The 22,353-nt window shown below is 71.3% G+C and carries 14 protein-coding genes; 4 read left to right on the top strand and 10 right to left on the bottom strand.

Annotated elements, in window-relative coordinates:
* The first annotated feature begins 108 nt into the window (after nt 1-108).
* A complete protein-coding gene (gene def, locus RT054_RS15665; protein WP_313025443.1) occupies nt 109-801 on the top strand; it encodes a peptide deformylase in 693 nt (230 codons plus the stop codon).
* Between the two features lie 36 nt (nt 802-837).
* On the opposite strand, the gene RT054_RS15660 is transcribed toward def, so the two are convergent.
* On the bottom strand, nt 838-1,737 hold the full coding sequence (locus tag RT054_RS15660) for a formate/nitrite transporter family protein (RefSeq protein ID WP_313025440.1): 900 nt from the start codon (nt 1,735-1,737) through the stop codon (nt 838-840).
* 168 nt (nt 1,738-1,905) lie between these two features.
* Nucleotides 1,906-2,913 carry an acyl-CoA thioester hydrolase/BAAT C-terminal domain-containing protein gene (locus tag RT054_RS15655; RefSeq protein WP_313025437.1) on the bottom strand — a complete coding sequence of 336 codons (1,008 nt, stop codon included), beginning with the start codon at nt 2,911-2,913 and terminating at the stop codon, nt 1,906-1,908.
* A gap of 1,052 nt (nt 2,914-3,965) precedes the next feature.
* Here RT054_RS15655 and RT054_RS15650 point away from each other — a divergent pair.
* Nucleotides 3,966-7,475: a hypothetical protein gene (locus tag RT054_RS15650; RefSeq protein WP_313025434.1), complete on the top strand. Its 3,510-nt coding sequence runs from the start codon at nt 3,966-3,968 to the stop codon at nt 7,473-7,475.
* A gap of 183 nt (nt 7,476-7,658) precedes the next feature.
* Here the strand turns inward: RT054_RS15650 and RT054_RS15645 are convergent, their stop codons facing one another.
* A complete protein-coding gene (locus tag RT054_RS15645) occupies nt 7,659-9,059 on the bottom strand; it encodes an NAD-dependent malic enzyme (protein ID WP_312719196.1) in 1,401 nt (466 codons plus the stop codon).
* 201 nt (nt 9,060-9,260) lie between these two features.
* Between RT054_RS15645 and ilvD the strand changes: the two genes are divergently transcribed.
* Nucleotides 9,261-11,114 (top strand): dihydroxy-acid dehydratase, encoded by a 1,854-nt coding sequence (gene ilvD / locus RT054_RS15640; RefSeq protein WP_312719198.1) that lies wholly within the window; start codon nt 9,261-9,263, stop codon nt 11,112-11,114.
* A gap of 103 nt (nt 11,115-11,217) precedes the next feature.
* Here the strand turns inward: ilvD and RT054_RS15635 are convergent, their stop codons facing one another.
* The 4 genes from RT054_RS15635 to ppdK form a co-directional block, all read right to left on the bottom strand.
* A complete protein-coding gene (locus RT054_RS15635) occupies nt 11,218-11,769 on the bottom strand; it encodes a GNAT family N-acetyltransferase (protein WP_312719199.1) in 552 nt (183 codons plus the stop codon).
* A gap of 135 nt (nt 11,770-11,904) precedes the next feature.
* Complete coding sequence (locus RT054_RS15630) at nt 11,905-12,570, bottom strand: SDR family oxidoreductase (protein WP_312719200.1); 666 nt, start codon at nt 12,568-12,570, stop codon at nt 11,905-11,907.
* Between the two features lie 212 nt (nt 12,571-12,782).
* The gene (locus RT054_RS15625) at nt 12,783-14,048 is read right to left on the bottom strand and encodes an Nramp family divalent metal transporter (protein WP_312719201.1); all 1,266 of its coding nucleotides are present in this window, start codon (nt 14,046-14,048) and stop codon (nt 12,783-12,785) included.
* 246 nt (nt 14,049-14,294) lie between these two features.
* Nucleotides 14,295-16,997 (bottom strand): pyruvate, phosphate dikinase, encoded by a 2,703-nt coding sequence (gene ppdK, locus RT054_RS15620; protein ID WP_312719202.1) that lies wholly within the window; start codon nt 16,995-16,997, stop codon nt 14,295-14,297.
* Between the two features lie 411 nt (nt 16,998-17,408).
* Here ppdK and RT054_RS15615 point away from each other — a divergent pair, with 411 nt between their 5' ends.
* Complete coding sequence (locus RT054_RS15615; protein WP_313025424.1) at nt 17,409-18,566, top strand: AMP-binding protein; 1,158 nt, start codon at nt 17,409-17,411, stop codon at nt 18,564-18,566.
* A gap of 122 nt (nt 18,567-18,688) precedes the next feature.
* Here the strand turns inward: RT054_RS15615 and bioD are convergent, their stop codons facing one another.
* From bioD to RT054_RS15600, 3 genes are all read right to left on the bottom strand, one after another.
* Nucleotides 18,689-19,414, bottom strand: a complete 726-nt coding sequence (gene bioD / locus RT054_RS15610; protein ID WP_313025422.1) for a dethiobiotin synthase — start codon at nt 19,412-19,414, stop codon at nt 18,689-18,691.
* Nucleotides 19,411-20,673: an 8-amino-7-oxononanoate synthase gene (locus tag RT054_RS15605; protein ID WP_313025419.1), complete on the bottom strand. Its 1,263-nt coding sequence runs from the start codon at nt 20,671-20,673 to the stop codon at nt 19,411-19,413. Before RT054_RS15605 ends, bioD begins: the two co-directional genes overlap by 4 nt.
* A gap of 131 nt (nt 20,674-20,804) precedes the next feature.
* Nucleotides 20,805-22,232, bottom strand: coding sequence for an aspartate aminotransferase family protein (locus tag RT054_RS15600; RefSeq protein WP_313025417.1), 1,428 nt, complete (start codon nt 22,230-22,232; stop codon nt 20,805-20,807).
* Between the last annotated feature and the right edge of the window lie 121 nt (nt 22,233-22,353).

Genomic DNA, 22,353 nt, shown 5'->3' with positions numbered 1-22,353 from the left:
CCGGTCGCGCTCGGACGGTCTCGCCTCGCGGGGTCGCCGAAAGCCCCGCGCGGACGTGGAACCCCCCGTGTTTCCCCACCGGGCGCGGCCTGCGCGATGATGTCGCCCATGTCGGCTTTCGGTGGTCTCGGTTCGTTCGTGCGTCGCCCCAAGGCGGACCGACCGGTGGTGGATCGGCGTCCGCGTCTCGACGGGGTGCCCGTCGACCGGCTGCCGGAGATCCTCCCCGAGGTCAAGCGCGGCAAGCGGCGCCGCATCACGGTGATCGGCGAGGAGGTCCTCCACCGCCCCACGCGGGAGGTCACCGCGTTCGGCACCAAGGAGCTCCGCGACCTCGTCAACGACATGTTCGCGACGAACGCCGTCGCGAGCGGCGCCGGCCTCGCGGCGACGCAGATCGGCGTCGACCTGCGGCTCTTCGTCTACGACTGCACGGACAAGTACGACGTGCGCCACGTCGGGCACGTGTGCAACCCGGTGATCGAGAAGCTCCCCGACGACGTCGCCGGTCGTCAGACCGGGTGGGAGGGGTGCCTGTCGGTCCCCGGCGGCGGGTACGACCTCGCCCGCGCCGACTACGCCGTCGTCCGGGGTGTCGACCAGCGCGGCAACCCCTTGCGCCTCGAGGGCACCGGCCTGCTCGCCCGCTGTTTCCTCCACGAGACCGACCACCTCGACGGCATCCTCTACGTCGACCACCTCAGCGAGAAGGGTCGCGCCGTCGCCCTCGCCGAGATGGAACAGCACAAGCAGGAGATCTGGGACGACTGGGACGCCAAGGCCGCCGAACTCGGGAAGTGATCCGGCGCGGCGTCTCCGATGTGGAGACCTCGCTGCTCAATGACGCTGCGCACCCTGCCGGCGGCGTTCCCGGCGGACCAGCTCCCAGGTGCGCACGATGCGGGGTCCCGTCATGAGGATCATCCCGCCGACCATGTTGAGCAGAGTCACCCACCAGAACCAGCCGAGCCACGAACCGACACTGATCTCGGCTCCGGCCTGCATCGCCCCGAAGACGAGGATCGACTGCAGCGCCCCGTGGTGCATCCCCAGGCCGACGACGAGCAGCCCTCCGATCATCGAGATGACGGCGAGCATGACGTCGGAGGTCGCGCTCTGACTCATGCGGGTCATCAGGGTGATGGTGCTGCCGGCGAGGAGCGCCAGGGCGGCCGTCTCCATGGTGAACCCGGCCGTGACGTAGGACGCGGCGGTGGTACGCAGGTCCGCCCGGTAATCGGGGAAGGCTGCGACGACGAGCCACATGAACAGCCATCCGCCGACGAGGTTGGTGACCAGGGTGACCGACCACAGCCGGAAGAGCTGCACGACGGTGCCGTGCGCGGCCAGGACAGCGTTGACCGGCAACATGAAGTCCTCGGTGAACAGCTCCGAATGAGCGAGGCGCAGGGCGAGCAGGCCCACGCCGAAGGCGATCCCCGCGAGCAATTCGTTGCCGGTGGCGTGCTTGACCGCGAGCATGGCCATGATGCCGAGGCCGACATCGACACCACCGAAGAGCCCGGTGATGACGAGAGCCCGAGTGGTGCGGTGGAGCCGCTCCTCCCCTTCGCTGACGGTGTTCTCGAACTCGGCGTGCAACTCCTCCTCCAGGCGCTGCTCCACCCCGCCGACCTCGACCGTGGCGGCGCCGGCGTCCGCGTTCTCCGCGACGGGCGCGTCACCGTGTTCCCCGGCGTTCTCGTCGCTGTCGGGGCGGGGGTCGCTGCCTTCCATGACACTGCTCCTTCGTCACCGGCACCGGGGTGAGTGGCCCCCATCTTCACCGCCTCCGCGGCACCCGAGCGTGTCGCCACACCGTGTCGGACGCCCCGCACGATGAGCGCGAACGCCGAGCACGTCGATCGACCGTTGAACCCGTCGATCAAGAGCCGAGCACGTCGATCAAGGGGTGAGGTTCTGCCGGAGGAAGGCGACGACCTTGGGCCAGCCGTCGGCCATGGCGGCGGCGTTCGAGTCGGGTGTGCCGCCGAATGCACCGAGCTGCTCCCACGGCGGAACCCCCGACGGGATGGGCGGTCCGGCGATCATGTGCCCGCCCTCGGGGTAGGCGAGGACCGTGACCTCGGGGCCGCCCTTCGCCCGGGCGCGCTTCTCGATCTCCCGTGACATCTCGCAGGAGGCCCACATCGTGTCCTTCTCACCGCAGACGAGCAGCATCGGCCCGGAGGCGCGTTCGACCGGGATGATCGCATCCTGGTGCGAGGCGAGGTTCTCCCGGAGGGACATGCGGTACAGCTCCACGAGGTCACCACCACGGAACCCGTCGCTGTAGGGGACGTAGGGGACGGGTGCACCGCCGGCGCTCCACGTGGACCCCATCCCGGTGACCATGCGCCACGGTTCGGCCTGGTCGAAGCCGCCCCAGACGACGTGCGTGGGCACGTACCCCACGGTCGCCGACACGTCGGGGTGTCGTGAAGCGAGGAGCACCGCCGCCTCGCCGCCCTTGGAGGCACCGACCACCGCGGTCCCGTCGGGGTTCACCGTCGACTGACTCCGCAGCCACGACAGGGCGGTGTCAAAGGTTTCGAGGGGGAGCTCCTCCATCCGCTTCGGCTGGCCGGGTGCCCCCCAGTACGAGAGCGCGAGCGCCGAGAAGCCCTCCCGCGAGAGCTGCCGGGCGATGGCGTCGGCGGCGACGCCGATCCCACCCTCGGAGCCCCCGAGCACGAGCACACCCGGCGCTCGCTTCCCCCCGGCGGCCGGGTAGTAGTTGCCCGTCAGGCCCTGATCGGTGATCCGCGTCCCGCCCGCCGACGGATCGGTGACGACGATCTCCGGCGCCCACGGCTTCCAGATCGCGAGCACGGCCGCGGTGACGACGACGAGCGCGATCAGCCCACCGCATCCGATCCCGCAGCCCTTGGCGATGCGACGACGTCTCGACATCTTCGGTACCCCCGTACCCCTCGGCGCGTGTCCGTTCGAACCCCGCCCTCTCGCGGCGCGGCAGGGTCGAGTCCGAGTCACGCTACGCACGCACGCGCGGCGGCGGGGTGAGACGGCGGGGGGTTCACCGGACGTTCACCGACCGGCCCGACCCGCCCTCCGGCGCGGGATCACCGCCCGGCGGCCCCCTCCCTCGGACCGTGCCCGGCCGGGATCACCCTGCGGACCGTCCTGCCGACGATTTCTCGCCGTTCGAAAGGGACTGCGCGGCAACGTCGCCGACCTCCTTGGATGCAACGGATGCCCTCTCAGGACACCTGACCAGGTCAGACGTCTTGATAAGCGACCTGGACGGTCGATACAGTCGGTGTGCCGACGACATCCTGGGGAGGACGTCGGGGGCAGGAGACAGGCACGACGACCGTGGGGACGGTCGTCGGGGCCGCGACCGTGGGGACGGTCGGTGAGCGATGACCGTGGGGATCCGGCGGCCGGTCGTGGGGACGACCGCCGGGGGACACAGGCCGTGGGGACGGCTGCAACGGGCCGAGGGGACGGCCGGGGAGAGGACACGACAGGCCGTGGGGACGGCCCGGGAGGAAGGCGTCAGGCCGTGGGGACGGCCTCGGGGACGAGTTCGCCGTCGGGGGACGGCGCAGGTGTGACGGTGAGATGGACACCGGCCGTGGGGACGGCCGCGTGGGCGCCGTGGGGACGGCGCCTCAGCTGTTCGGCCGGGGAGCGCGGCGGGGACCGCGCGGCAGATCACCAGGTGGCAGACCGGGACCGGGGTGGGCCTTCGACGGCCCACCCCGGTCCCGGTCTGCCACGTGCGCACGGGGGTCCCGGGTCGAGCGGACGGGCGGCAAGGGCCCTTCACCGCCGGAGGACCCGGCCGATAGCATGACGACCAAGCCCAGGCCGGGGCGGGAGGAACGGTGCGGTCGCGGCGCGTTCGTCCGTGGCCGGTACGCCGTCTCGGTGGGACCGACCACAGAAGCGTCAGCAGCGGGGGCGACGCACCCGCTCGCCTCACGCAGAAGGGTGACCCCATGCTCCCGACCGCCGCCGACACCAATGCCCACCCCACCGGGAACCCGCAGACGGCGACCCCGTCGTCGACTCACACCGACACGCTCCTGCCGGGTCTGAACGCCGCCGAGTCCAGGAGGGTCGCCATCGGCCTGCGCCTCGCGCAGGCGGGGCACCCGACCCCGGACTTCGACGAGACCGACACCGGCCGCCTCGTCCGTCCGGTCCTCGCGCGCGAACGCGAACTCAACCGCCGTCTCTCCGAACGCCTGTGTGCGGCCGACGAGCGGGTGCAGACGTGGCTCGACGACTTCCTCGCCGACACCGGCGTCACCCCGGGGCTACCCCGACGCACGCTCATCCTCGACGAGGCCGGTCTCGCGCGAGAGCTCTCCCTCCCCCACGACGGGGACACGTTCACCTCACCGCTGCTCAGCTCCTACCGGCTCGCGAACGGCGTCCTGCACAACCCCGCCAACGACCGACGGACGACCGCGGGCGTGTTCCACATCGCCGAGGGCGGCCTGCCGATCCCGGACGACAAGATCGCCGTGCCGAAGGCGGTGTTCGCGCGCCTGCTCGACCGCGCGTTCGCGCCACCGGAGGCCGACATGCTCCTGCCCTACACGGGCAACCAGGAAGAGGGCATCGGCTGCTTCGTGTCGCTGCTGCTGCGTCCCCTCGTCGCGCCGGAGGTGCCCGGGTGGGTGCCGGAGAAGCGGATGGAGACGCGGTTCATCGTCCCCGGCGGGCTCGTCGCGAACCTCGACTTCGTCGAGGGCATCTTCGGCAACGCCGGCGACCCGCACCTGCCCGAGAACGACTCCTCCCTCGCCCCTGCGACGTGGACCGGACACACCGGTCTCGTCGTCCTCGCGCCGCACCTGACCGCGGTGACGAAGAAGGACCTCGGCCTGCCGCACACGAGTGAGGCGACCGAGCGCCAGCGCCGCGACGGCATGTGCTGGGACACCGAGGACGAGCGCTACAACGGTGGTCAGGCCTTCAAGGTGTGCGCACGCGACGCGCGCGGCGTCATCGTCACGGTCATCGCGGACAACTACTTCGGGTACTGCAAGAAGGAGGTCAAGTCGCAGATCTCGTACTCCGCCAACCTGTTCGGCAACGCCGAGGAGGAGCACGCGGGCGGCGCCCTCGTGTACCCGGCCTACGACCTCGGGCCGCAGTACCTCGAGAAGTCCTGCGGCGAGGAGTACACCCTCGCGCAGGTCCTCGCCCGCGACCCCGACCGCTTCCGCCGCCAGGCCGAGGGGCACGCCCTCGACACGGTCCTGCCGAACGTCGTCCTCGTGCCTGCCCACACGCGGTACTCCCTGCGCGACCTCACGGCGACGTGGACGAACCCGAACGGGTCCTCCGGCTCGATCCGGCTGCGCGCCGACCGGGTGTACGTCAGCCCCAACGGGTACCGCGTGGAGCTCGTGCAGTCGAGGTCCGACCGCACCCGGTGGACGCTCGTCGGCACGGCCCCGTCCGTGACGTCGTGCCACAAGCCCGCGACGGTCTCCGGCGGCGGGAAGTCCGAGATCAGCAAGGCGATCACCGACGCGATCCTCAACGGCAACGCCTACGCCCCCGACATCGAGAGTGACCTCGACGAGGTCGCCCGCATCGTCGAGGGCGACTACTCCCAGCGGTTCGCCGACCCCGACCACGAGCCGGACCACCGCCCCGTCCTCGACGAGTCGCGCTCGATCGGTTCGGTCATCAAGCTCCTCACCCCGTCGGAGGACTACACGACCGAGTACAACGAGTGGCTCGGCTCGATCCCCGCCCACGTGCGCGAACTCGTCTACGTCGTCAAGCGGTACCACCGCCCCGAGTGGGGCGAGGACTGGCGCAGCCACTTCAGCGTCGGCATCATCAACGGGCGTCAGGGCAACAACCTGCGGGTCGACGGCAACAAGATCACCGTGAGCATGCTGCGCGTCGGCTTCGAACAGGACGGTTCCTGGCGGGTGTTCGGGCTGCGGCACGACTTCCACCCGGCCGTCAAGGTGCAGACGGAGGACGACATCACGGCCTCCACGGTGGTCTCCGGGTCGCTGCTCGGACGCGACCCCGACCGGTCGTACAAGCTCGTGCAGAACTGCGAGGAGTTGCTGTTCCAACGCCCCGACGAGGCGATCCACCGCGGGTACGACAAGCAGACCGAACGCGACCTCACCCGCACCGACACGTTCCTCTCGAACTTCGAGCCGCTCACCCACGACGACGTCGTGCGGCTCCGCGACGACGCGGTGCACTTCAGCCACTTCACCGAGCCGATGGGCTCGATGCTCGAGCGATTCGCCGACGCCACCGATGGGGCCACGGGCGCGGACGGGGCCGACGGCGCCTCCGGGCCCGAGTACATCGTGAGCTCGGCCCACCCCCGCCTCGTCAACGGAACGCCGAGCAAGAACCCGCGCTACCTGCAGCAACGGCCCGACCGGATGAACGCCGACGCCACCGCCGTCGCCGACCTCGCCTCCCACCTGTGGGAGAAGCGGTCGACGACGGAGGACATGCCGCTGCCGGTCGACGTCGTCGCCGCGGGGCGCCGCAACAACCCCCCGGAGAAGGGCGTGCCGGCGCTGTGCGCCTACAACCCCCTGCACTACATGGAGCTGCCCGAGCTGCTCGCCGAGTTCATCTCCTCGATGACCGGCAAGTCGCCGTCGACGACGGGCGCGGGCTCCGAGGGCGCGATGACCAAGGGCCCGTTCAACCCCCTGCCCGCCGTCATCGACCTCAACGCGGCGCTGCTGTCGTTCGCCCTCGGCACCTACGACGGGTGGCTGTCCGCAGCGGGATACGTCGGACCGCACATGCGGGTCGACCACGACATCTCGCTGCTCGTGCCCGAGGTGTTCAGCCGCATGACGGCGGAGGAGCGCGACGCCCGTCGACTCGTCGAGGCCGGGTGTCTGGAGAAGCTCGAGGACTACGAGTACGAGGGGCGCACGATCCTCGCCGGGCGCCTCGGATACCGGATGACGAAGACCTTCGCGCGCACGTACTTCGGGCGGATCTTCCTGCACCCGCACGTCGTGTTCCCCGAGGAGATGCTGCGTCCGGAGCTGCAGGACCCGGCGATCTTCGCCGACTCCGTCGACGTCATCGTCCAGACCCACCGCCGCGTCGCGCAGGCCTACATCGACGACGGGACGATCGAGATGGCGGTCCCGCCGCTGCGGGCGTTGCTCGAGATCATGGCGAACGGGTCCTCGGCCGAGGGATGGACCTTCGAGACCCCGGAGTTCCGCGAACTGTTCACTCGGGAGTCGGTCCTCGACGCCGACTGGTACGCCGAACGGCTCACGGCCAAGGCGGAGGCCGCACACGCCCGGTCGGTCGCCGGCTGCGCCGCCATCGAGAAGTTCGCCGCGACGCCCGGCAACGAGGAGCCCTCCGCCCGCCTCGACATCGAGTCCCGCATCTCCGCCGCCCGCGCCGAGGTGGAGAAGTTCGCGAGCGAGGAGTGGCGCCGCCACCTCATCGGCACCGTCGGCCGCCAACCCCTCTGACCCCACCCACCGCCGTACCGCCTCCGGCATCCGGCCCGAGCTCGACCCGGCCCCGCGGACGCGGCCCCCCTCCGATTCGATGACGTCGTCGACGGCGTCATCGAATCGGAGGTCATGGCCCCGTGTCGGCTGACGTCGTCGACGACGTCGTCCGCCCCTGGGGGGCCGGCCGGTGGGGGTGGGTCAGCGGCAGACCCCGTCGGCGACGGCGGCGGCGCGGACGGCCTCGGCGACGGCGGGAGCGACGCGGTGGTCGAAGGCCGTCGGCACGATGAACTGCGGGTGGAGGTCCTCGCCGATCACGTCGGCGATGGCGCGGGCCGCGGCGAGCTTCATGTTCTCGGTGATCGAGGTGGCGCGGGCGTCGAGGGCGCCACGGAAGATGCCGGGGAACGCGAGCACGTTGTTGATCTGGTTGGGGAAGTCGCTGCGACCCGTCGCGATGACCGCCGCGATGTCCTTGATGAGCTCGGGGCGGATCTCCGGGTCGGGGTTCGCCATCGCGAAGACGATCGGGTCGGACGCCATGGACCTGACGTCGTCGACGGTGAGCAGGTCGGGCCCGGCGAGGCCGAGGAACACGTCCGCGTCCTCAATGACCTCGGTGATCGTGCCCGCGAGCAGTTCGGGGTTGGTGTTCTCGGCGAACCACTGCTTGCTCGAGTTGAGGTCCTCACGGCCGGTGTGCACAGCGCCGTGACGGTCGACGCCGATGAGGTTCCGCACGCCGGCGTTGAGGAGCATCTTGCTCACCGCCACACCCGCGGCGCCGACGCCGGCGACGACGACCTTGAGGTCCTCGTGCTTCTTCTCCACGATCTTGAGGGCGTTCTCCAGCCCGGCGACCGTGACGATCGCCGTGCCGTGCTGGTCGTCGTGGAACACCGGGATGTCGAGGGCCGCGGACAGCCGCTCCTCGATCTCGAACGCGCGGGGCGCGGAGATGTCCTCGAGGTTGATGCCGCCGAACGTGGGGGCGAGTGCCGTGACGATGGAGACGATCTCGTCCGGGTCCTTGGTGTTCAGGCAGATGGGGAACGCGTCCACGCCGCCGAACCGCTTGAAGAGCTGCGCCTTGCCCTCCATCACCGGCATCGCGGCCTCGGGGCCGATGTCACCCAGGCCGAGCACGGCGGTGCCGTCGGAGACGACCGCGACGGTGTTCTTGCGGATCGTGTAGTCGAAGGACTTGCTCGTGTCCTCGGCGATCGTCGTGCACACGCGCGCGACGCCGGGGCTGTAGGCCATCGCGAGGACGTTCATCGAGTCGACCTCGATGTCGGAGGTGACCTGGATCTTGCCGCCCTCGTGCAGGGCGTGGGTGCGGTCCTCCCACTCGAGGACGGTGACGTCGTCGATGCCCTCGATGGCCTTCAACACCTGCTGCTGGTGCTCGGTCCCCGAGCAGTAGACGATGACGTCCTCCTCGAGGTACGCCGTCCGCACGGTGAAGCCCTCGAGAGAGTTGATGTTGCCGCCGACCTCTCCGATGGCGACGGCGAGTCGTCCGAGGGCGCCGGGGCGGTCGGCGAGCTGGCAGCGGATGCGGATGGAGTAGGCCGGACTCGGCGTCTTCGGTGACATGGCGCCGAGATTAGCCGCGGAGGACCCGTGGGCGCCAAGACGCGCGAGGGGATGTGCGAGACGTCTCGCGATCCCACATCGCAGAACGCCTGCCCGAAGGATGGACCCCGACGACGGAGCCGACCGGGTGCCGCGGGATCATGGGAGCCACGGCAGCACGAGCACGCCGGTCCGACGTCCCCTCGAGCCACGGAGGCCCCGATGCCCATTCTCCGATCCGCCACGAGCACCTCCGGCCGCACAATGGCCGGCGCCCGCGCCCTCTGGCGCGCGACGGGGATGACGGACTCCGACTTCGGCAAGCCGATCATCGCGGTCGCGAACTCCTTCACCCAGTTCGTCCCCGGCCACGTGCACCTGCGTGACGTCGGCCGCATCGTCGCGGAGGAGATCGAGGCCGCCGGCGGGGTGGCCAAGGAGTTCAACACGATCGCGGTCGACGACGGCATCGCGATGGGTCACGACGGGATGCTGTACTCCCTGCCCAGCCGCGACCTCATCGCCGACTCCGTCGAGTACATGGTCAACGCTCACACCGCCGATGCGCTCGTGTGCATCAGCAACTGCGACAAGATCACGCCGGGCATGCTCATGGCCGCGCTGCGACTCGACATCCCGACGATCTTCGTCTCCGGCGGGCCGATGGAGGCGGGCAAGATCGTCTCCCCCGACGGCACCCGCAGCCTCGACCTCGTCGACGCGATGATCGCGGGCGCCGACGACACGGTCTCCGACAGCGAGGTCTCCCAGCTCGAGGCCTCCGCCTGCCCGACGTGCGGGTCGTGTTCGGGCATGTTCACGGCGAACTCGATGAACTGCCTCACCGAGGCCCTCGGTCTCTCGCTGCCGGGCAACGGCTCGCTGCTCGCGACGCACAGCGACCGCCGTCGCCTGTTCGAGAAGGCCGGACGACGCATCGTCGAACTCGCCACCGCGTACTACGAGGACGACGACGTGAGCGTCACCCCCCGCGGCATCGCGACGCGGGCGGCGTTCGAGAACGCGATGGCCCTCGACATCGCGATGGGCGGCAGCTCCAACACGGTGCTGCACCTGCTCGCCGCCGCTCAGGAGGCCGGGGTCGACTTCACGATGGCCGACATCGACCAGATGTCCCGGCGGGTGCCGCACCTGTGCAAGGTCGCACCGGCGACGGCCGAGTACCACATGGAGGACGTGCACCGCGCCGGCGGCGTGCTCGGCATCATGGCCGAGCTTCTCCGCGGCGGACTGCTCGACGGCGGCACCTCGACGGTCACCGGCGGCAAGCTCGCCGAGGTCATCGCCGCCCACGACATCACGACACAGGGCACCGCGTCGGAGCAGGTGCGCGAGATGTACCGCGCGGCCCCCGGCGGGGTGCGCACCACCGAGCCGTTCTCGCAGAGCGCCCGCTACACCGACCTCGACGCCGACCGCGAGAACGGCTGCATCCGCACCGTCGAGTCGGCGTTCTCGGCCGACGGCGGCATCGCCGTGCTCTACGGTAACCTCGCCGAGGCGGGGTGCATCGTCAAGACCGCGGGCGTCGACTCCTCGATCCTCACCTTCACCGGGCGGGCCGTCGTGTTCGAGAGCCAGGACGACGCCTGCCAGGGCATCCTCGGCGGCGACGTCCAGGAGGGCGACGTCGTCGTCATCCGCTACGAGGGACCGCGCGGCGGGCCCGGCATGCAGGAGATGCTCTACCCGACGACGTTCCTCAAGAGCCGCAAGCTCGGCAAGGCGTGTGCACTGCTCACCGACGGACGGTTCTCCGGCGGCACCTCGGGCCTGTCCATCGGCCACGCCTCCCCCGAGGCGGCCTCCGGCGGCACCATCGCGCTCGTCGAGAACGGCGACCCGATCGAGATCGACATCCCGAACCGCTCGATCAACCTCGCGGTCGACGACGCCGAACTCGCCCGACGCCGTGAGGCCGAGGAGGCCCGCGGCGCCGACGCGTGGACTCCGCACGCCCCCCGGCCGCGCCGCGTCACCACCGCCCTCAAGGCCTACGCCCTCCTCGCGACGAGCGCCGACAAGGGCGCCGTCCGCGACGTGAGCAAGCTCTGACGCGGGCGGCGCGCCCACCCCACGCAAGATCGCAGCCAAGGACGTGGGCAGACGGTCGTCAGAGCGACCTCACGGCCACATCCTCGGCTGCGATCTCGTGGGTTCAGCCGATCGGGAGGTCGTCCCAGACGAGGGGCGTGATGGTGCCGGTCTCCCAGTCGCGGCGGAGGATCGCGTAGGCGACGGAGGCCAGGGACGCGCCGCCCTCGACGGGCCATGCCTCGCGGTAGTGGGCCTCCTTGACGAACCCGCATCGCCGCATGAGGACGCGCATCGCGACGTTGTCCTCGCGGGTCTGGCCCTCGAACCGGTCGACGTCGGGCAGCGTCGTGAAGACGTGTCGGGTCACCGCCCGCAGGACCTCCTCGCCGAGTCCGCGCCCTCGGAACTCGGTGGCGAGCCGCAGGTCGAACAGGGGCGCGCCGTCGCTGAGGTCCTCGAGGCGGACGACGCCGAGGCGTCCGTACTCGTCATGGTCGATCCAGAACGTGTCGTGGTCCTCGTCGTGGAAGGCCCCGTCGTCGATCGCCGCGTCCACCTGCTCGCGGGTACGACGGGTGCCGACGTGGAACGGCCATTCGTGCGTGGTCATGAACGCGACGAGGGCCTCCCGGTCGGCGCCGGCGGGGTCGAGTCTCACGAGCGTCACGGCCATGCGGCCCAGCGTACGCACCGGGGCCGCGCAGGCTGAGGGTGAGAGGCGGTGAGGAGGCCGCTCCCTTCGCGTGGCCGGCTCCCTCGATCATCCTCCCCTGCGGCCCTGCGGCCCTGCGGCCCGGCGATCCGGCGTTCAGGGGACGGCGGGGGCAGGGCTCGTCGTCCAGCCGGGTCGGGCGGCGCCGTCGCGCTCGCGGAGCATGCGCTGTTGGACGCGCCGGCCCTGCACGACGAGCAGCGGCACGAGGGCGAGGAACGCCCGGGGGAGGATGTCGCCGACGCGGAGAAGGGGTTCGCGCCACCAGGGGAACACGGTCACGGGACGCGGACGGTCGAGGATGCGCTCGAAGACCCGCGCCACCTCCCCGGGCTGCAGCAGTCGCCCGGAGAAGGACACGGCGCTGCCCGGGTCGTCGAGCTCGTCATGCAGCATCGGGGTCCAGATGCCGTCCGGGCACAGGCAGGAGATGTCGATGTCGTGGATGCTTGCCTGCCGCAGATCCCCGAGGGTGCTGAGACTGAATCCGATGGCCGCGTGCTTGGACGCGGCGTAGACCGCCTCGCCCGTGATGCCCGCAAGTGACACGGTGGTGACGATGTGCCCGCCGCCGGTGTGCCGCATCGCGTCGATCGCGGCGACGGTGCCGTTGACGACGCCGCGGCCGTTGACGTCGAGCATGAAGTCACGCGTCGCCGCGTCCTGCTCCCATGCCGGGCCCGTGTGCAACACCCCGGCGTTGTTGACCCACACCGCGAGCCGACCCGCGCGGGCGACGATGTCGGCACACGCAGCCTCCACGTCGGGCGCACCATCGACGTGGAGGCTGCGTGTGCCCGCGGTTCACGAGCACCTCGGCGAGGAGTGCGCCCAGTCCACGCCCCGCTCCCGTGACCACTGCGCCACTCATCGGCATCTCCCCGATCGGTCGTCGGCGACGTGCGGAGGGAGCACGCACCGGGGGTGGTCCGCGACGTCGCCCTCGCGCGGGGGCGACGGGGACGGGTCGGGCCTCACCCGCCGACCGCCTTGCTGAACTCGGTGACGGCGAGGGCGACGAAGGCGAGGGCCACGAGCCCCATGAGGACGTTGGAGACCGGGCCGTTGCGCCACTCGCGCGGGACGCGGTCGGTGTTGAGGATCCACAACAGCGTGATGGCGAGGAACGGCATGAAGAACGCGCCGAGCACGCCGTAGACGAGGATGAGTTCGCCCGGTTTGGACCCGAACATCATCACCATCGGCGGGAACGTCAACCACAGGATGTAGAGCTTGTAGAAGCGACCGCCGGCGCGTCGGTCGGGGTGGTCCTGCGGACGCTTGAACAGCATCCCCGCGAAGTCGGCGAACATGAGCGAGACGCCGTTCCACACACCGATGAGCGAACTCATGGCCGCGGCCCAGAACCCGACGAGGAAGACCTTCCCCGCCCACGGGCCGTACCGGTCGGTGAGGACGGTCGAGAGGTCGAGGAGCCCCTTGTCGCCGGTGCTCACGGCGATCCCGGCCGAGTAGAGCAGCTCGGCGCCGACGATGAGGGTGGCGAGCACGAAGATGCCGGTGACGACGTACGCCGTCGTGTTGTCGAGCCGCATGACCCGCATGTGGCCGGGGGTGTCCCAGCCCTTCTCGCGCAGCCAGTAGCCGTACGCGGCGAGGGTGATCGTGCCGCCGACGCCGCCTGCGAGTGCGAGGACGTTGACGAGCCCGCCCTCGGGGATCCACGGCACCAGGCCGGTGAGGAGATCGGGGATGTTCGGCAGCGTCAGCAGCGCAGCGCCGACCATGCTGACGAACATCACGCCGACGAGGGCCGCGCACACCTTCTCGAGGATCGCGTACCGGCCCCACCACACCAGCGCGAGGCCCGCGAGCCCGGAGAGGATTCCCCACCACGTGACGCTGAGCTGCGGGAACAGCGAATGCAAGGGCAACCCGGTGCCCGCCATCGCCGCGGCGCCGTAGACGAAGCCCCAGATGACGATGTAGGGCCCGAAGTAGAGGTAGGGCCACCAGCCGAGGCTGGACCAGCCTTGGAAGATCGTCTTGCCGGTGGCGAGGCTGAACCGCCCCGCGCCCTCGACGAGGACGATCTTCATCACGCATCCGACGACCACACACCACAACAGCCCGTAGCCGAACTTGCTGCCGGCGATGAGCGTGGCCACGAGGTCCACGGCGCCGACACCCGTGGCGGCGACGACGAGACCGGGCCCGATGATGCTCCAACTCTGGCGGGGCACCGGGGCGGACTGGTCCTGGGCAGCGTCGGTGGCCATGCCGGGTAGTGAATCACGGGTGGGCGGCGATCCCGCGCGCACACCGTCCTCGATGCACCGCGACTTCCGGCGGTGCACCTCCCGTCGGCGGTGCACCACACGGCGACGCGGTGCACGGTCGGAGTCGCGGCACCCGGCGTCGCCTGGGGGCACCCTGCGACGTCGACCGCGTTCCCGTCGGCGGGCGGACGACGGCGGGGCCGGGAGCGTGTGCTCCCGGCCCCGCCGTCTGTCCGAACCGCAGGATCAGCGGAAGTCGCTGCCCTCCGCGTCGTTGGAGGCGCGGCCGGCCTCGAGCCTGGCCACCGGCACGCGGAACGGGGAGCAGGACACGTAATCGAGCCCGACCTCCTCGAAGAAGTGCACGGAGGCGGGGTCGCCGCCGTGCTCGCCGCACACGCCGAGGTGGATGTCGGGCCGGGTCTCGCGTCCGGCCTTGGCAGCCATCTCGACCATCGCACCCACGCCCGTGACGTCGAGCGTCTCGAACGGGGAGACGCCGAAGATGCCCCGCTCGATGTAGCGGCTGAAGAATGCGCCCTCGACGTCGTCGCGGCTGAAGCCCCACGTCGTCTGGGTGAGGTCGTTGGTGCCGAAGCTGAAGAACTCGGCCGACTCGGCGATCTGAGCCGCGGTGACGGCCGCGCGCGGCAGCTCGATCATCGTGCCGATCGGGGTGTCGCGCAGGTCCACGCCGGTGGACTCACTGACCTGGTCGGCGACCTCGCGGATCGCGTCCTTCATGATCTCGAGCTCCTGAACGGCCGCGACCAGCGGGATCATGATCTCGGGCTTGGGGTCGCCACCGGCCTTGCGGCGCTCGGCCGCGGCCTCGAGGATCGCGGTGGCCTGCATCTCGAACAGACCCGGGATGACGATGCCGAGGCGCACACCGCGCAGACCCAACATCGGGTTCTGCTCGGCCATCCGCTCGACCGCGGCCATGATCTTCTTCTGGTCGTCGGTCATGTCGGTGCCCTTGGCCTGCGAGACCGCGGCCTGGGCGGCCATCTCGATCTGGCTGGGCAGGAACTCGTGCAGCGGCGGGTCGAGCAGACGCACGGTGACGGGCAGCCCGTCCATCGCCTCGAAGATCTCGATGAAGTCGCCCTTCTGCAGCGGCGCGAGCGCGTCGAGCGCGGCCTTCTTCTCTTCGGGCGTCTCGGCGAGGATGAGCTTCTCGACGAAGGGTCGGCGGTCGCCGAGGAACATGTGCTCGGTGCGGCACAGACCGATGCCCTGCGCGCCGAAGCGGCGAGCGCGGGCGGCGTCCTCTCCGGTGTCGGCGTTGGCGCGCACCTTGAGGCGACGCTTGGCGTCGGCGATGCTCATGACACGGTGCACCGCGCGGACGAGCTCGTCCTCCTCGATCTCGGCCTCGCTGAGCTGGCCCTCGAAGTACTTGACGACGGGCGGGTCGACGACGGGCACCTCGCCCTTGAAGACCTCACCGGTGGTGCCGTTGATCGAGACGACCTCGCCGGCCTTCATCACGGTGCCGTCGGGCAATGTCATGGTCTCGGCGGCGACGTCGATGACGAGTTCCTCTGCGCCACAGACGCAGGTCTTGCCCATCCCGCGGGCGACGACGGCGGCGTGGGAGGTCTTGCCGCCACGACTGGTGAGGATGCCCTGCGCGGCGATCATGCCGACGAGGTCGTCGGGGTTGGTCTCGCGCCGAGCGAGGATGACCTTCCTGCCCTGCTCGGCGAGGTCGGCGGCCTTGGGCGAGGAGAAGCACAGCTCACCGACGGCGGCACCCGGCGAGGCGTTCATGCCGTGGCCGATGAGTTCCTTGGTGGCGCCCTCGTCGAAGCGGGGGAACATGAGCTGCACGAGCTGGTCGCCGTTGACGCGTGAGAGCGCCTCGTCCTCGCTGATCGCGCCCTCGTCGACGAGCTGGCAGGCGATCTTGAACGCGGCCTCGGCGGTGCGCTTGCCGACGCGGGTCTGGAGCATCCAGAGCTTCTCGTTCTGGACGGTGAACTCGATGTCGCAGAGGTCCTTGTAGTGCTCCTCGAGCTTGCTCATGATGTCCATGAGCTCGTCGTAGGCGTTCTTGTCGACGCCCTCCATGTCGGCGAGGCTCATCGTGTTGCGGATGCCCGCGACGACGTCCTCACCCTGCGCGTTCTGCAGGTAGTCGCCGTAGACGCCCTGGCTGCCGGACGCGGGGTCGCGGGTGAACGCGACGCCGGTGCCGGAGTCCATGCCGAGGTTGCCGAACACCATCGTGCAGACGTTGACCGCGGTACCGAGGTCGGCGGGGATGCGCTCCTGGCGGCGGTAGAGCACGGCGCGCTCGGAGTTCCAGGACCGGAACACGGCCCGCATGGCCTCGAGCAGCTGCTCCTTGGGCTCCTGCGGGAAGGGCGTGCCGGTCTCCTCGGCGATGATCTCCTTGAACTTCTCGACGACCTTCTGCAGGTCCTCGACGTCGAGGTCGAGGTCGTTGTTCGTGCCCTTGGCGTCCTTGGCCTGATCCAGCACGGACTCGAACTTCTCGCCGTCGATGTCGAGCACGGTCTTGCCGAACATCTGCAGCAGTCGGCGGTAGGAGTCGTAGGCGAACCGGGGGTTCTCGGTCACCGTGGCGAGCCCCTGGACGCTCTCGTCGTTGAGGCCGATGTTGAGGACGGTCTCCATCATGCCGGGCATGGAGAACTTGGCCCCGGAGCGGACGGAGACGAGCAGCGGGTCGGTGGGGTCGCCGAGCTTCTTGCCGATCTCGGCCTCGATGCGCTCCACGTGCTCGTCGATCTGCTGGGCGAGTTCCTCGGGCTCACTGCCCTTCTCGAGGTAGGCCTTGCAGGCCTCGGTGGTGATCGTGAAGCTCGGGGGCACGGGAAGCCCCATGTTGTGCATCTCCGCGAGGTTCGCCCCCTTGCCTCCGAGAAGATCCTTGAGGTCGCGGTTGCCCTCCGAGAGGGCGTAGACGAACTTGGTCATGGAGTGGTGCCTCCCAGTGCGGCAACGGACAGGAATACGAGGTCAGCCTAGACTCGCGCGATTGCGACGTCAGGGCCCTTGGTCCGATCGCCCCTGCAGGGGTGACGGAGGTCCCGACCGACGTGCTCCTCGGCGGGGCCGGGAGTCGGGTCCCGAGGCCGAGGGAGGCCGGTGATGACGCCGCGGTGAGCACCGTGGCGTGTCGGGACGACCGTAGCGCCGCAACCGCGTCCGTGAGGCCGTCGGGCTCCCGGAATCTGTCGACGGCAACCCCCGGGGCGACGGTCGGGGCGCGGTTCGCGGCCGGGAGACGCTGCCCGGACCGCTCCTGCGGTGCCGTGCACGGCGGGGACGATGCCGCCTGCGCCGGCCTCCCGGCCCGCCGGGCGGCCTCCCCGATACAGTGCCGCGGTGAGATCGGCGCAGGTGCAGACGTGGCCCGCTCCCGGGGGGACGTGGGCACAGGCGGTGGCCTCGTGGCCCGTCGTCGAATCCGCGTTGAGGGGCGACGGCCCGGCGGTGTGCCCCGATCCCTCGCACCTGCCCGAGTGCGAGATCCCCGACGACGTCGCTCTCCTGCTCGGGACGTCGGGCTCCACCGGCACCCCCAAGTACGCGCAGCTCACGGCCGACTCCCTGCGAGCCTCGGTCGACGGGGTGCACAGGACGATGGGCGGGCCCGGGGCGTGGCTGTTGTGCGTGCCGCCCACGCACATCACGGGATTCCAGGGCATCCAGCGGTCGTTCGCCGCGGGACACGAGCCCGTGTGCCTCGACCCGGGCCCGTTCACCCCCGCCGCCTTCGTCGCGGGGGTCGCTCGGCTCCCGGACGCGCCCGCGCGGTACACGACGCTCGTCCCCACCCAGCTGGTACGGATCCTCGCCGACCCGGTCGCGACCGAGGCCGCCCGATCCCTCACCCGGGTCCTCGTCGGCGGCGCCCCGCTGCCCGGCCCCACCGCGGAGCGCGCCCGCCGCGCCGGCCTGCGCGTCACCCTGGGGTACGGGGCGAGCGAGACCTCCGGGGGATGCCTCTACGACGGCCGCTTCCTCGACTGCGCTCACGGTCGCCTCGAGGACGGACGGATCCTCGTCGGCGGTCGCGTCGTCGCATCGGGGTACGCGGGGCGTCCCGACCTCACCGCGGCGGCCTTTCCCGTGCGCGACGACGGGTCCCGGTGGTTCCGCACCGACGACGCCGGCGAGTTCACCGACGACGGACGGCTCCTCGTGCTCGGCCGCCTCGACGACGTCATCAACACCGGTGGGCTCAAGGTGGCACCCCGCGTCGTCGAGGAGGCGATCGCCCACGCCTGCCCCGAGGTCCAGGACGTCCTCGTCGTCGGCCTCCCCGACCCCGAGTGGGGGGACATCGTCGCCGCCGCGATCGTCGTTGACGAGGGCTCGCAGCCGGCGCCGTCGTGCGCGGAGATCCGCGCGCGACTGGACCTACCCGGGTACGCCCGGCCTCGCTTCGTGCTCCCCGTCGCGGCGCTCCCCCTCACTGGCCCGGGCAAGCACGACCGCATCGCCGCCCGCGCAATGGTGCAGGCCGCCCGCGCCGGGTGAAGGGACGCCGCGGCTGATCGACCGGGTACACGGTCGGTGCGGTGTCCTCCTCGCGCGAGCGACGAGCGCCCTCCTCGGGCGCCCGACGCGTGGGCGCGTCAGGCGACCGATGAGCGTCGCGATCAGGTGTCCGACGTGCGCCCCGGGTGGTGCACGAACCACGCCGGGGCCCGCGCGACGAAGTCGGTCGTCTCGAGGCGGCCGGCGCCGGCGGGAAGGCGCCCGAGGAGGGGGCGCCCGGTGACCTCGGGAAGGTCGCGGACGTTCTGCTCGAGGACGAGAGGAACCTCGTCACCGGGTGGCCAGGTGCCGAAAACATAGCCTTCGCAAGGAAGTCCGCGAGAGTCCAGTGCCTCTTGGGTGAGCGCGCAGAGGTTGAGCGTGCCGAGCACCGGGTCGGCGACGACGACGAACGCGGCCCGGATGCCCGCGTCGAGGATCGCGCGGCCGAGGTCGGCCTGCGTGCCGCCGGCGGCATCGAGGTGGACGAGCAGACCGCCCGCCCCCTCGACGACGAGGAGGTCGACATCGTCGCGCCGGGCGATCTCGACGACGGCGGCCGCGTGTTCGGCGACGGTCGGGACGTCCACCCCGGCGACCCTCGCGGCGGCCGCCGGCGCGAGGGGGTCGGGCAGACGCACGAACTCATGGGTCTCGACCTCGCCTGCGAGACGACGGATCTCGTCGGCGTCGCTGCCGGGTTCGTCCGGCCGCAGACCCGTCTGGGCGGGTTTGACGTAGACGACCCGCGCTCCCTCCGCACGCGCCACCGCGACGATCGCCGCCGCCGCCACGGTCTTGCCGATGTCGGTGTTCGTTCCCGCGATGAGGAGGACCCGTGCCGTCACGCGTCGATGATCTCGCGGAGCACCGCGAGCGCCGGAGCCAGGTCGGTCGCGGTGTGATCGGCGTGCGCGGTGAAGCGGAGGCGGGAGTCCCCGTCGGGGGTCGACGGCGGCCGGAAACAGCCGATGCGGACGCCCGCGCATGCGGCACGGTCGACGGCGGCGAGCGCCTCGTCGGGACCCGGCATGGGGACCGAGAGCACGGCGCCCGCGACGGGCTCGATCCCGCACGCGTCGGCGAGCATCGTGGCGTTCGCCCGCACCCGCGACGGCAGGTCGGAACCATGGGCGAGGACACCGAGGGCGCCGAGCGCGGCGCCGGCCGCGGCGGGCGCGAGACCGGTGTCGTACACGAACGGGCGGGCGGCGTTGACGAGGTGGGTACGCACCCGGGGGTCGGCGAGGACCGCACCGCCCTGGGCGGCGAGCGACTTCGACATCGTCAGCGTGACGACCACGCGCGGGTGTCCGGCGAATCCCGTTGCCGCGACGAGCCCCTCACCGACGTCTCCGACGACCCCGACGCCGTGGGCCTCATCGACCAGGAGGGTCGCGTCGTGCTCCTCGGCCACGGCCACAAGGTCGGCGAGCGGGGCGGCGTCACCGAGCACGCTGTAGACGGACTCGACCACGATGAGCACGCGCCGATCACCCCGCGCCGCGCAGAGGTCGGCGACGTGCGCGACGTCGTTGTGCCGCGCGACGACGACCTGGGCACGGGAGAGCCGCGCACCGTCGATGAGCGAGGCGTGCGCGTGCGCGTCGGAGACGACGAGGGTGTTCGCGTCGGTGAGGGCCGACAGCGCAGCGAGGTTCGCGTGGTAGCCGGTCGAGAACGCGAGCGCCGACGGCGCGCGCAGGTGCGCCGCGAGCGCGTGTTCGAGCTCGTCGTGGATCTCCAGGTGCCCGGTGACGAGGCGGGAGGACCCCGCGCCTCCCCCGTAGGCCCGCACCGCGGCCACCGCACCCTCGACGACGTCGGGGTGGGTGAGCAGGCCGAGGTAGTCGTTGCCCGCGAGGTCGAGGAGACCCTCACCCTGCTCCGGCGCCGGCAGGCGGGGTGGCCGCGCGACGAGTGTCCGCACGAGTCCGAGGCGCTCACGCCGGTCCTCGTGTGCGGCGAGGAAGTCCTCGAGAGCAGGATTGCCGCCCCGCGTCGGGCGGATCGTCGTCGTGCTCGCGCCCGACGGGTCCGGCGCCGCCGGGTCGGTCCTCGCCGGCCCGGTCGACGCCGGGCTCGTCATGGGTGGTTCCGTCGTCATGGGGCCGATCGTCGCGCGGTCCGTCCTCGCCTGGTCCGTCGTCGCCGGCACGATCGGAGCATCGCCCGTCGCCGACGCGGCGATCGTCGTCGCGCCGTCGGTCACGGGGGACGTGGTGGTCGGGTCGGTCCTCATCGCCCGTGCACCTCCGCGACGGCGGTGACGAGGGCATGGCCGATGCGCGCGACGTCGCCGGTGTCCGTGACGAACGGCGGCATCGTGTAGACGCAGTCGCGGAACGGACGCACCCACACCCCGTGATCGAGGGCCACGGCGGCGACCTCGGCGGCCCGCACGGGCTCGTGAAGCTGGACGACGCCGACCGCACCAAGGGTCCGGACGTCCGCGACGGACGCGAACGACGCGGCGGGAGCGAGGGACTCCCGCAGTCCCTCCTCAACACGGGCGACGCGCGGCAGGGGATCGTCGCGCTGCAGCAGGTCCAGGCTCGCACCGGCGACGGCGGCGACGAGGGGGTTGCCCATGAACGTCGGTCCGTGCATGAGGGCACCGGCGGGCTCGGCGCTCACGCCCCGTGCGATCCGGGCGGTACACAGCGTCGCGGCCATCGTCGCGTAGCCGCCCGTGAGGGCCTTGCCGACACAGAGGACGTCGGGCACGACGCCGACGCGGTCCGCCGCCCAGAAGGTCCCGGTGCGTCCGAACCCGGTGGCGATCTCGTCGAAGATCAGCACGGAGTCGTTGCCGCGGGCGAGGTCGGCGAGCACCCGCACGGCGTGAGGGCTGTAGGCGTACATGCCACCGGCGCCCTGGAGGACGGGTTCACAGATCACCCCCGCGATGTCATCGGCGTGGGCGGCGAACAGGGCGCGGGTCTGCTGCTCCCACGCGACCATCCCGGGGTCGTCGGGGGCACGGTCGACCCCGGCGGGCGGGCGCGGCGCGAAGATCTGCTCGGGCAGGACTCCGGTGAACAGGGAGTGCATGCCGCCCACCGGGTCGCACACGCTCATCGCGCCGAACGTGTCGCCGTGGTAGCCGCCACGGATCGTGAACATCCGCCGGCGCGGTCGTCCCGTGAGGGCGTGGTACTGCCACGCGGCCTTGAGCGCGACCTCGACCGACACCGACCCGGAGTCGGCGAGGAACACATGCTCGAGGCGCTCGCCCTCCCCCACCTCGCGCAGCCCGGGATCCCCGTCGGCCCCGGTGCCGCCGATCGTGCCGTCCGCGCCAGGGGCGAGGGCGAGGAGGCGTTCGGCGAGGGAGATGGCGGGCGCGTGGGTGAGCCCGCCGAACATCACGTGGCTCATCGCGTCGAGCTGCGCCCGCGCCGCGGCGTCGAGTTCGGGCACCGCGTACCCGTGGATCGCGCACCACCACGACGCCATCGCGTCGATCGCCTCGACGGAGCGGGACGGGTCCTCGGGCGAGCGCAACCGCAGACGAACCCCGGAGGCCGACTCCGCGAACGTCATCACCGAGGGCCGCAGGGCCGAGGAGTACGGATGCCACACGTGCGACCGGTCGAACGCCAGCAGCCGTGTCACCTCCTCGGTGGGGAGGGCGGGCGGGGCAGGGTCGGTCGAGGGCGTCACGCCGCCATTCTGCCGCCCACCCCACGGCGGGGATCCCGGGTCCCGGGGTCCGGCACCCAGGTCGTCCGGCGGGAGGACCGACGGCGACGCCCCCACCATCCACCCCGCCCCTCCCGACCTC

Origin of the sequence: Mobilicoccus sp. (assembly GCF_032060985.1) — a bacterium.
In the GTDB taxonomy this organism is placed as follows: domain Bacteria; phylum Actinomycetota; class Actinomycetes; order Actinomycetales; family Dermatophilaceae; genus Mobilicoccus.
Note: the sequence above shows the minus strand (reverse complement) of the source record. Positions and strands in the feature narration are given on the sequence as shown.